The organism is Clostridium sp. E02, assembly GCF_003833015.1.
GTDB lineage: Bacteria > Bacillota > Clostridia > Lachnospirales > Lachnospiraceae > Lacrimispora.
Genome location: NZ_RJLQ01000020.1, coordinates 53,826 through 65,088 on the forward strand (window position 1 = coordinate 53,826; position 11,263 = coordinate 65,088).

The following is an 11,263-nucleotide window of genomic DNA, read 5'->3' on the forward strand; positions in this document are numbered from 1 at the left end:
AGCTTTGGTATGAAAATTGTTTTCTATGGATTGTATTGATATTGAAATGAAAAATATGTTATTATAGGAAATAGTGGATCTTCTAATTATGAAGAAGTGTTACTATACGTAGTAAAAGTAGTTTATTAATGGAGGTAATGTCCTATGAAAAAGGCGGTATGTTACTTATTTATATTAATGAGTGTTCTGTTTATTGGCGGTTGTAGTAATAGGCAATTGATAAGCGATGAGGCATTTGAAAAAAAGATGAATGAGTATGAGGTTAAAGACGGTGAAAGAGATAAGGATAAGAGTAGTAGTATAGAGGAATCAAGTGATGTATTTGATTCAAATATTGTTCCTGAAGTTTACTAAGCATCGGCATCTGTTAGTGCTTTAATGGCATTGTTTGATGAGTTAAGTAACAGTAATTATAAATTGGCCAATAAACGTTTAATACCTGTAGATACGAGGGCTCAAGGCGTAAAGATAAAGGGAAATGTATTATTTGGAGGCGAATTAACGGAAGATAATATTGAGGCTTTGGATATGATATTTTCAAAACTCTATTATCGGGTGGAAGGGGCACAAGAAGATGATAATACTTCTGTTGTAAAAGTGATAGTTTGTAAAAATAGCAAGGTATCAGAAGAAATTACACTTATCCTTAATAAAACTGAGAATGAGTGGAAGATACTTATGGATGGTGGGTTTCATGAAGTTATAAAGTTTGGGTTGGAAAATTCAGATTTAGGGGATGCATTTTCAGATTCAAATTCTAAGAAAGAGGTAGAAGAAGCTATAACAGAAGCCAAAAAAGCATTGGAAAACGAAGATGTGCGAGACGCTTTATATAAGTTAAAAGTATTATTTGATTCATAGTGAAGTAAGTGGAAAAGAACTTTATCATGACTAAGGAGGAATACGATTATGGGTGATAAGAAATCAGACAATCTTCATTGTCCCTGTTGCAAGCGGCATTGTTCTTTGGATGATCTTCATTGCAGCAAAGGGAAGGTCTATGCAAAATCAAGAAAAGAAAAAGAAGGCAAAGGCCAGCAACAAAAACAAATGTATGAACCGTCCTACAACAGAATTCTTTTATCTTATAAAATTGGATTTGACCGCCTGTTTGGACAGAAAAAACATGGGATTAACGGGAAAAGAAACAGGATGCTGGTGATGGGAGCTTTATTTCATGGGGATCAAAAGACGATAAAGGAGCTCAAATCGGATACAGGCATTGTTCATGAAAAGCTAGTGGAGTGTCTGAAAAAACTTGAGAAAAAAGAATACGTCATAAAAAAGAAAGAGTCAGAAGGCGGCCATAAGTATTCCCTGTCAAAAGAAGGAATGAAAGCTGCAGAAGCATTAATAAAAGAAGGGGATAAGGAAATGTTGTCCCGCCTAAATGAGGAGGAGAGAGATCATCTGGAGCAGTTGTTGAAGAAAATATCTTGCTAAAATCTTTTATTTGTATTATACTGTAATTAAGTGGATGGTGATTGCATTTGCAAGCTATACCTGCTTATTATGTTATTATAGCATTTTATGCTCATAATACGTGATAAGCAGGTTTTTTTTCGCCAAAAACAGGAACTTGAGGATCATTTATATCGTGGACAGGGGTGAGAAGCATGATCATTTACAAAATTTTCAATAACAACGCAGTCGTTATTAAAGATGAAAACGGGGTGGAGAAGGTTGTCATGGGCTGCGGCCTGGCGTTTAAAAAGAAGAATGGAGAGGAACTTGATGAAAGCAAGATTGATAAGATTTTTGTCTTGTCCGATCCCCTGATTAACAATCGGTTTCAGGAACTTGTTGCCAATATTCCGATCGGTTATGTGGAACTGGGAGAGGAGATTATTGAATATGCGGCAAAGGTCCTGGAGGTGGATTTAAATGATACTATTTATCTGTCACTCATCGATCATCTCTATTCTGCGGTAAAACGGTTTCAGGGGGGAATTGGGATAAAAAATGCCATTCTTTGGGATATAAAAAAGTTTTATAAGAAGGAATTTGAGATCGGATTAAAAGCGCTGGATATGATTGAAAAACATTTTTCCATCCGTTTGCCAGAGGATGAAGCTGGATTCATTGCCATTCATTTTGTAGAAGCTGTCACAAGAAAAGGATCGGAAGAGATTCACCAGGTAGCTGAGTTGATATCTGAGATCACAAATATTGTATCCTACAATTTCCACCTATTTTTTAACGAAGAGTCGTTATATTATTTCCGCTTTATTACGCATCTGAAATTTTTTGCCCAGAGATTACTGGAGGGGAAAACCTATCTTGATGATGAGCAAGATGATCTGCTTTTGATTATTAAGAAAAAATATGTGAATGCCTATGATTGTGCAGAAAAGATAAGTGAGTTTATTGAAAAGAGATACAACTATCACGTATCCAATGATGAAAAATTGTATTTGACGCTGCATATTGAACGCGTTGTTTATAAAACAGTTCTATGACAAGATGGTTACATTCGGTTGGCTAAACTTTCATATTTCTAATAAATAAAGAAAAATGGAGGATATTAAAATGGGAAAGTACGACCTATTGGCAAAAGACATTATCAAAAAAGTCGGTGGCAAGAACAACATTATCAGTCTTGTACACTGCGTGACCCGTCTACGTTTTCAATTAAAAGATGAAAGTCTTGCAGATGATGAGGCACTGAAGAAAACGGAAGGGATTATAACGGTTATGCGCAGTTCTGGACAATATCAGGTGGTAATCGGAAATCATGTTCCCCAGGTGTTTTCAGATGTTTGTAAATTAGCAAATATTGCCTCAGAGATGGCAACGGAAAAAAAGAAGATGAGTTTTAGAGAAAAATCGCTGGATCTAATTTCCGGAATTATGATGCCTGCAATTGGTCTTTTGTGTGCCTGTGGCATGTTAAAAGGACTGAATTCCATTCTTTCGTATCTGGGCCTTTATTCTGATGCGGACGGAATCTATATCCTACTCAATGCAATCGGAGATTCCATCTTTTATTTCTTCCCGGTTGTCATCGGCTACAACACGGCAAAGAAGATAAAGATGAGTCCATTTTTAGGGCTGATTATTGGAGCGGCACTATGCTATCCCACCATTAACGGGGTCGATGTACCTCTGTTTGGTCATGTGTTTAATGCTACTTATACATCAACCCTGCTTCCTGTAATTTTGATAGTAGCAATGGCAAAACCTTTGGAAAGCTTTTTTAACCGGGTGATCCCTGATATGGTCAAGACCTTTATCACACCAATGCTTGTACTTTTAATATCAGTGCCAATCGGATATGTAGTAATTGGTCCGCTTGCTAACATGCTTTCAAATGCCATTTCACAGGCAGTATTAAATGTTTATACCATAAGCCCGATTGCTGCTGGATTTTTAGTGGGCGGATTCTGGCAGGTAATGATTGTATTTGGTGTTCATATTGTTTTAGTTGTGTTATGTATTACCAATATTATATCAGGAACTCCCGATCCGATTCTGGCATTTACCACCTTTGTAACATTTACGACTACCGGCATGATTTTTGCCATGTGGCTGAAAACTAAGGATAAGACCTTGAAGCAGATCGCTCTTCCTGCATGGATCTCAGGATTTTTCGGAGTAACAGAGCCAGCAATTTATGGAATTTTACTTCCCAGAACGAAGCAGTTCGTTCTTTCCTGCCTCTGTGGTGCTTTTGCAGGTGCAGCTACCGCTGCTTTGGGATTAAAATATCACACAATGGCAGGTATGGGTTTGTTTGAAATTCCGGCACTTCTTGATCCAGCTCAGCCGGGAGTGAGTTTGGTGAGAGCATTGATCGCCGCCGCTGTCTCACTGGTGATTGGTTTTGTTGTTTCTTTTGTTACTTTTAAAGATGAAGAGCCTTCTCAAACGATAGGGGAGGAAAATGCTTCCGAAAAATGCAAAAAAGAAGTGATCGCATCGCCTCTCTCCGGTAAGGTCATGTCCCTCGATCAGATCAGGGATGCGGCATTTTCCAACGAAACTCTGGGAAAAGGGGTTGCAGTTACACCTGCAGAAGGAAAAGTAACCGCTCCATTTAACGGTACCGTTATGATGCTGTTTCCAACAAAGCATGCAATTGGGCTGATGTCTGATGATGGCTGTGAAGTTATCATTCACATAGGCATGGATACGGTCCGTTTAGACGGAAAATATTTTGAATCACATGTGAAAGAGGGAGACAAGGTTAAAAAAGGAGATCTTCTTATTACCTTTGATAAAGATGCAATCGAAAAGGAAGGATATTCTTTAGATACGCCGGTTATCGTAACCAATACAAAGGATTATATGGAGGTCATAGGGATGCTAAAAAGCGGTTTGACCGTTCATAGCGGTGATGATTTAATTGCCATATTATAACAGACAGGAGGGATAAAATGTTTCCAGATAATTTTTTATGGGGCGGTGCTGTTGCAGCCAACCAGTGTGAAGGAGCCTGGGAGTCTGATGGGAAAAAAGAGAGCATCTGTGATCATTTAACGGCAGGTTCTCGGCATAAGAACAGGGTTTTTACTTCTAAAATCCTGCCGGATGAGAGGTATCCCAGCCATACTGCAGTTGATTTCTACCACTGCTATAAAGAAGATATTGCATTGTTTGCAGAAATGGGATTTAAAGTATTTCGGTTGTCTATCGCCTGGAGTAGAATTTTCCCCAATGGAGATGATGAAACGCCCAATGAGGAAGGCTTACAGTTCTATGATCGGATTTTTGATGAATGCCGCAGATATGGAATTGAGCCAATGGTGACTCTAAGTCATTTTGAAATACCGTACCATCTGGTGAAAGCCTATAAAGGATTTTCAGACCGGAGGGTGATTGGCTTTTTTGAACGTTATGTAAGGTGCGTGATGGAACGGTATAAGGATAAAGTTAAGTACTGGCTGACCTTTAACGAGATTAATTTTGCTACCATGCCGATGGGAAATCTTGAGGTACTTGGAATCATAAACAAGGAAGACGATGAGGTGGCAAACCCCCTTGATGACAAAAACCTCCGTTTTCAGGCACTGCATCACGTATTTCTTGCAAGTGCCAGAGCAGTGGCGGCAGCAAGGGAAATCAACCCGGATTTTAAAGTGGGCTGTATGATCGCCCACATTACCATGTATCCATTGACTCCCAAACCCGAAGATATGCTGCTTTTGCAGGAACTTGACCATATGATCAATGATTTCTGTGCCGATGTTCAGGTCAAAGGGAGCTATCCTGGATATGCGCTGCGCTATCTGGAAGAAAATCAAATAGATCTAACCTTTGAGCCAGAGGATGAAGCAGTCTTACGAAAGGGATGCGTTGACTTTTATTCATTTTCTTACTACATGAGCAACTGCGTTACGACGGAGGAGGGCCATGCCACTACCCTTGGAAATCTGCTTGGAGGAGTGAAAAATCCTTACCTTAAAACAAGTCAGTGGGGGTGGCAGATTGATCCGAAAGGTCTTTTATACACGCTAAATAAAATTTATGACCGCTATGGTATTCCCCTTTTTATCGTTGAGAACGGGCTGGGGGCTGTGGATGAACTAGATGACAATGGCTGTGTCCATGATGACTACAGAATTAACTATTTAAGACAGCATATAGATCAAATGGAGAAATCCATTGAAAATAAGGTGGATCTGATTGGATACACAGTCTGGTCGGCTCTTGATATTGTAAGTTCCGGTACAGGAGAAATGAAAAAACGGTATGGTTTTATCTATGTGGATAAAGATGACCAAGACAATGGGTCGATGAAACGGTACAGAAAAAAATCATTCTTTTGGTATAAAAAAGTAATCGAAACCAATGGGGGAGATTTAACTGATATGGAAATTTAAGAACAGGGCTATGCTGGAGGTGTTTTACTTTCCGCATAGCCCTGATTTGTAATAAAATGCCAGCCCGATAACTGGAATAAAACAAACCGGATGGCAGGTCATATTATGGTGGCCGGAGGTTTCGTGATTTTAGTAAGTGCATATTTAAATGGGGTTGCTGTTTTCCATGGAGTTTCCGTAATTGTTATCATAACGTTTCTAATTGTTGTTATTCCCGCTTGTTATTCCTTCTTCCTATTTAAGAAAGAGCGGGATAAAAATCCTCATACGTAGAGGATTGCTTGTGACGCCGCATGGTTCCTGTATTTTATTACAGAAGCCATGCGGCGTTTTTGATTCTGTATTTTACTGTTTTTTAAATCGTAAAAGATCAAAAAATTAAAATAGATGTTTTTGTGTTGTAATAACAACCGACATAAATCCGGTTCGATGATATTCTTAATGAGCAACAGGGCAGTAATACAATATTAAAACACGCACAAACTCCCGTATGGGGTGTGTATAAATTTATTTTAGGAGGTAAGGAATATGAGCATGTTTTGTTATCAGTGTCAGGAGACAGCAAAGAATACAGGTTGTACGGTTAAGGGTGTATGCGGTAAGACAGAAGAGGTGGCAAAGCTTCAGGATCTGCTTATCTATGCAGTAAAGGGAATTTCTGAAGTGGTGGTTAAAACAGGAACCAGTGCAGCGGATCTTGCTGAAATGAATCATGAGGCAGTTAAGAGTCTTTTTATCACGATCACAAATGCGAACTTCGATGCAGCAGCGATTGAAGCCCAGATTTTAAAGGTACTTGGTTTAAGAGATGCGCTTGCAGCAAAAAAAGGCTATACAGGGAATAACGATGCAGCTGTTTTCCACGTTACCACAAGAGAAACAATGCTTGATAAAGCAGCTACAGTAGGCGTTCTATCCACAGAGAATGAGGATGTGCGTTCCTTAAGAGAGCTGATTATCTATGGGATTAAAGGCATGGCTGCTTACGTAGAGCATGCGATTAATCTTGGGAAAGAAAACACTGACATTTATGATTTTATGTACAAAGGACTGGCAGCGACTCTTGATAACACTCTTTCTGCAGATGATCTGGTTGCTTTAACATTACAGACAGGAGAAGTAGGGGTAACTACAATGGCTCTTCTTGATGAAGCCAATACTTCCCGTTACGGAAATCCGGAGATCACTTCCGTTAATATCGGAGTCAGAAAGAATCCAGCAATCTTAATTTCTGGTCATGATTTAGCAGATATGGAACAGCTTTTAGAGCAAACAGCTGGAACCGGCGTCGATGTTTATACCCATGGCGAGATGCTTCCAGCTCATTATTATCCAGCATTTAAAAAATATGATCACTTTGCAGGAAACTACGGAAATGCATGGTGGAAACAGTTAGAAGAGTTTAACTCCTTTCATGGTCCGGTTCTTTTTACAACAAACTGTATCGTTCCTCCAAGAACTCCTGAAGCAGCAGCGAAAATATTCACGACTGGCGCTTCCGGTTTCCCAGGATGCACACATATTGAAGCAGATGAAAATGGAAAGAAAGATTTCTCTGCAATCATCGAGCTTGCAAAGACACTTGAAAGTCCGGAAGAAATTGAAACTGGATCTATCATTGGTGGATTCGCACATAATCAGGTATTTGCACTGGCTGACAAGGTGGTTGATGCAGTTAAATCTGGCGCCATTAAAAAATTCTTTGTAATGGCAGGATGTGACGGCAGAGCAAAATCAAGAAACTACTACACAGAGTTTGCAGAGAAGCTTCCAAAGGATACGGTAATCCTCACAGCCGGCTGTGCAAAATATAAATACAATAAGCTCAATCTTGGCGATATCGGGGGAATTCCAAGAGTTCTTGATGCAGGTCAATGTAACGATTCCTATTCTCTGGCAGTTATTGCAATGAAGTTAAAGGAAATCTTCGGTTTGGCTGACATCAATGAGCTTCCAATTGCTTATAACATTGCCTGGTATGAGCAGAAAGCAGTTATCGTGCTTCTTGCACTCCTTCACCTTGGCGTAAAGAACATTCACTTAGGACCGACATTACCAGGATTTCTATCTCCGAATGTTGCAAAAGTCCTTGTAGATACCTTCGGGATTGCAGGAATCGGAGATGTGGATGATGATATCGAATTATTAATGAACGCATAATTAAAATGATTGAAAAAATCCATCGGACCGGTTGCTTTTACATCGGACCGGTGGATTTTTTTGCTTGCAGAACTGTTTTCGTTCGCCTGGGGTGATAAGGTGGGCAGTAGTAGGTTCTCTGTGTTGACAAATACCATCCGCTTCAGTAAGATAAATGAAAATAAGTAAGGAGGGAACTTAACATATGAATACCATAAATAGTGTGATTGCAAAGATGATGGACTATTACAAGGGTGATCCAAAAAGGATTCAGCATTTTATCAAAGTATACCAGTTTGGAAAACTCATAGGAGAAGAAGAGGGGCTTGATGCTGACAAGCAGCGGATTCTGGAAACTGCCTGTGTGGTTCATGATATTGGTATTAAGGTAAGTGAGGAAAAATATCACAGCAGCGCAGGCAATTACCAGGAGCTGGAAGGACCTCCCATTGCAAGAAGTCTTCTTACGTCTTTTGATTATTCTCTGGAAGAGATTGACCGGATCTGCTGGCTGGTAGGTCACCATCATACATATAAAAATATAGAAGGGGCGGATTATCAGATTCTTGTGGAAGCTGATTTTCTTGTCAATGCATGGGAGGATGGGCTGTCTAGGGAGGCAGTTGAAAGTGTCAGGAAAAAGATATTTGCAACAGCAGCAGGAATTCGAATGTTTGAAACCATGTATAAAGTTGACTTATTCTTATAATATAGGAGAGATTAACAATGGAATATTATGTAGAATTAAAACTAAGAAAAGATGCTCATAACGGAGGATTTTCCAATGGTCTGACCTTATGCGGAGGGGAATCCACGAAGGAACTTGTTAGAGTTCTGAAAAAAGCGGACACAATTGTATATAAAAATAGTACCAATCATTATGTAACACTGGAGATGGTAAATAATAACGATACCGTTGAAGTAAACACCGTATTTGAGAACAAAGGGACTGAAACAACAACGTTAGAGATGCTCTCATCTTTTGCTCTAAAGGGAATAAAAGCGGACAAAATCCACAGACTGCAATCTTTTTGGAGTGCGGAAGGAAAACTCAGGACAGAAACAATTGAGGAACTGCACTTAGAGCCTTCCTGGAACCGATGTGGTATGAGGGTTGAGAAATTTGGCAATTTGGGATCTATGCCGGTGCGGAAGTATTTCCCTTTTATCGCGTTGGAAAACTGTGAAACACATGAATTTACAGCGGTTCAGTTATATACCCCTTTCTCCTGGCAGATTGAGATCCTGTGCAAAGAGGATGAAACTCTGTCACTTGTGGGTGGGATTGCAGACCGGGACTTTGGACACTGGTTTAAGAATATTGCACCGGGGGAAACCTTTACCGCCCCCAAAGCAGTCATTGCCAGGGGAAGTTCCCTCTATGAGGTGTGCGATAAATTGGTGAATGCACAAAAGCCTGAGGTATCTGTACTGGATCAGGATATGGGAATTATGTTTAATGAATATTGTACTACCTGGGGGAACCCAAGCCTTGAAAATATCAAAAAAATATGTAATAAGTTGAAGGATAAAGGGGTTAAGTACCTGGTAATTGATTCCGGATGGTATGGTAAAAATGAGGGATGGTGGGCCAGTATCGGAGACTGGGATGTCAACTATGAAAAGTTCCCCGGTGGTCTAAAAAAAGCTGCGGATTATATCAGAGAATGCGGGATGATACCTGGTCTCTGGTTTGAACCAGAATCTGTGGGCAAATTGTCAAAACACTGGGACAATTTGGAACATTTACTGAAAAAAGATGGTGTAGTACTTACCGTGGGAGAGAAACGCTTTTGGGATATGTCCGATCCCTGGGTTATGGAGTATTTAAAGAATGCGGTCATAAAAACCCTGAAAGAATGCGGATTTGGCTATATTAAAATTGATTACAACGATACCATCGGCATAGGCTGTGACGGGGCTGAAAGTCTTGGAGAAGGGTTAAGGCAGAGGGTCAGGGCAACCCAGGAATTTTTCAAAAAAATTAAAATGGAGATACCGGACATTGTAATTGAGAACTGTTCTAGCGGTGGACACAGGCTGGAGCCATCCATGATGGAACTGGTATCCCAGGCAAGCTTTTCCGATGCCCATGAAACCACGGCCATACCGATGATTGCGGCAAATATGCAACGAGTAATAAAACCGTCCCAAAGTCAGATCTGGGCAGTTATGCGCGGCAGTGACAGCAATAATAGAATCTACTATTCCATTATCAGCACATTTTTTGGCAGAATGTGCTTAAGCGGTGATATCTATGATCTGACAGCAGAACAATGGAAAATCATAGAGGCGGGAATGGAATTTTATAAAGAAGCAGCTGATATCATAAAATACGGAAGAACAACAAAATGTGAAAACGGTACGAAAAGTTATAATAATCCCCAGGGAGAGCAGCTTGTTGTTCGGGAATATTGCAATAAACAGTTAGTGATTGCCCATAGATTTGAGAATTCCAAAGAAATCAGCCTAGATTTCCTGCAGAATAAAGTAATCATAAAAGAATATGGGGGTATTGATGGTGATTTTACTGCGAAGGCTTGGCTGATAGGCTAAGTAAGCGGTAAAGTAATTGTAGATTCTGTATAGCCGAAGATAAATTTGATGTTGACAACTTCTGCCGGTTGTGATAATTTGATTATAGACAGAAGCTGTCAATTACATGTGGGAAAGAATGGAGGAGTGCAGGATGGATATAGAGCGTTTTTCCGACATCGACCTGGAGAACGAAAAGGTGCTTCGTATTGTAAATTGTGGATTTAAGGTGTTTGCGAAGAATGAGTTTGAAAAGGCGTCAACAAACTTAATCGTGGAAGAGGCAGAGATTTCCAGAGGTCTTTTATATCATTATTTTAAAAGCAAGAGCGAGCTTTATGAATTCCTTTTATACTTTTCTGGAAAACAAATTTTAAGTAACGTGGTGGATTCTGTTGACTGGTCCAATACTGATTTTCTGTTGCGGATAAGGCAGGCCTTGATTTCTAAAATAGAAACGCTTGCAAAGTATCCATATCTTTATGAGTTTTGTGACAAATATGCAAGAGATTATGCGGAGGAATTGCAAGAAAAATTAATGCCATGTATACAAAAACGCATATTTGAGGAGAATCTCGATTTTTCACAGCTTCGCAAGGAAGTTGACTCAGAAATGATGAAAAGCACCATAGTCAATACTTTGAGCAAAATTATAACTACAATATTTAAAAACGGAACTGCGTGGAGTCATGCAGAAATAATTCAGCTTGCAACAGCAGAAGTAGATAAATATCTGCAATTTTTTAGAATTGTATTTTATAATTGAT

Annotated in this window: 11 protein-coding genes; all 11 read left to right on the plus strand. The window is 39.6% G+C overall.

The features are described 5' to 3' along the window. The first annotated feature begins 144 nt into the window (after positions 1-144). The 11 genes from EFT72_RS15125 (at position 145) to EFT72_RS15175 (ending at position 11,262) form a co-directional block, all read left to right on the plus strand. Positions 145-354 (plus strand): hypothetical protein, encoded by a 210-nt coding sequence (locus EFT72_RS15125; RefSeq protein WP_124067758.1) that lies wholly within the window; start codon positions 145-147, stop codon positions 352-354. Positions 355-378: 24 nt separating this feature from the next. Beyond that, complete coding sequence (locus tag EFT72_RS15130; RefSeq protein WP_124067759.1) at positions 379-861, plus strand: hypothetical protein; 483 nt, start codon at positions 379-381, stop codon at positions 859-861. A 48-nt stretch (positions 862-909) separates the two neighbouring features. After that, complete coding sequence (locus EFT72_RS15135; protein ID WP_124067760.1) at positions 910-1,443, plus strand: winged helix-turn-helix transcriptional regulator; 534 nt, start codon at positions 910-912, stop codon at positions 1,441-1,443. A 173-nt stretch (positions 1,444-1,616) separates the two neighbouring features. Continuing rightward, a complete protein-coding gene (locus EFT72_RS15140) occupies positions 1,617-2,459 on the plus strand; it encodes a PRD domain-containing protein (protein ID WP_124067761.1) in 843 nt (280 codons plus the stop codon). A gap of 70 nt (positions 2,460-2,529) precedes the next feature. Then, positions 2,530-4,359: a beta-glucoside-specific PTS transporter subunit IIABC gene (locus EFT72_RS15145; protein WP_124067762.1), complete on the plus strand. Its 1,830-nt coding sequence runs from the start codon at positions 2,530-2,532 to the stop codon at positions 4,357-4,359. 17 nt (positions 4,360-4,376) lie between these two features. After that, entirely contained in the window at positions 4,377-5,822 is a 1,446-nt protein-coding gene (locus EFT72_RS15150) for a glycoside hydrolase family 1 protein (protein ID WP_124067763.1), read from the plus strand. A 51-nt stretch (positions 5,823-5,873) separates the two neighbouring features. Further along, positions 5,874-6,095 (plus strand): SdpI family protein, encoded by a 222-nt coding sequence (locus EFT72_RS15155; protein ID WP_279222001.1) that lies wholly within the window; start codon positions 5,874-5,876, stop codon positions 6,093-6,095. Between the two features lie 255 nt (positions 6,096-6,350). Continuing rightward, positions 6,351-7,982, plus strand: coding sequence for a hydroxylamine reductase (hcp, locus tag EFT72_RS15160; RefSeq protein ID WP_124067765.1), 1,632 nt, complete (start codon positions 6,351-6,353; stop codon positions 7,980-7,982). A 184-nt stretch (positions 7,983-8,166) separates the two neighbouring features. Next, positions 8,167-8,670 carry an HD domain-containing protein gene (locus EFT72_RS15165; RefSeq protein ID WP_124067766.1) on the plus strand — a complete coding sequence of 168 codons (504 nt, stop codon included), beginning with the start codon at positions 8,167-8,169 and terminating at the stop codon, positions 8,668-8,670. Positions 8,671-8,687: 17 nt separating this feature from the next. Then, entirely contained in the window at positions 8,688-10,517 is a 1,830-nt protein-coding gene (locus tag EFT72_RS15170) for a glycoside hydrolase family 36 protein (protein WP_124067767.1), read from the plus strand. Between the two features lie 133 nt (positions 10,518-10,650). Continuing rightward, positions 10,651-11,262, plus strand: a complete 612-nt coding sequence (locus EFT72_RS15175) for a TetR/AcrR family transcriptional regulator (protein WP_164473177.1) — start codon at positions 10,651-10,653, stop codon at positions 11,260-11,262. The last annotated feature ends 1 nt before the right edge of the window (position 11,263 follow it).

Excerpts from the sequence above, each read along its gene's own strand:
- EFT72_RS15150 (WP_124067763.1), top strand. The coding sequence starts at position 4,377 with ATGTTTCCAGATAATTTTTTATGGGGCGGTGCTGTTGCAGCCAACCAG.
- EFT72_RS15170 (WP_124067767.1), top strand. The coding sequence starts at position 8,688 with ATGGAATATTATGTAGAATTAAAACTAAGAAAAGATGCTCATAACGGA.
- EFT72_RS15135 (WP_124067760.1), top strand. The coding sequence starts at position 910 with ATGGGTGATAAGAAATCAGACAATCTTCATTGTCCCTGTTGCAAGCGG.
- EFT72_RS15125 (WP_124067758.1), top strand. The coding sequence starts at position 145 with ATGAAAAAGGCGGTATGTTACTTATTTATATTAATGAGTGTTCTGTTT.
- EFT72_RS15165 (WP_124067766.1), top strand. The coding sequence starts at position 8,167 with ATGAATACCATAAATAGTGTGATTGCAAAGATGATGGACTATTACAAG.
- hcp (WP_124067765.1), top strand. The coding sequence starts at position 6,351 with ATGAGCATGTTTTGTTATCAGTGTCAGGAGACAGCAAAGAATACAGGT.
- EFT72_RS15145 (WP_124067762.1), top strand. The coding sequence starts at position 2,530 with ATGGGAAAGTACGACCTATTGGCAAAAGACATTATCAAAAAAGTCGGT.
- EFT72_RS15140 (WP_124067761.1), top strand. The coding sequence starts at position 1,617 with ATGATCATTTACAAAATTTTCAATAACAACGCAGTCGTTATTAAAGAT.
- EFT72_RS15130 (WP_124067759.1), top strand. The coding sequence starts at position 379 with ATGGCATTGTTTGATGAGTTAAGTAACAGTAATTATAAATTGGCCAAT.
- EFT72_RS15175 (WP_164473177.1), top strand. The coding sequence starts at position 10,651 with ATGGATATAGAGCGTTTTTCCGACATCGACCTGGAGAACGAAAAGGTG.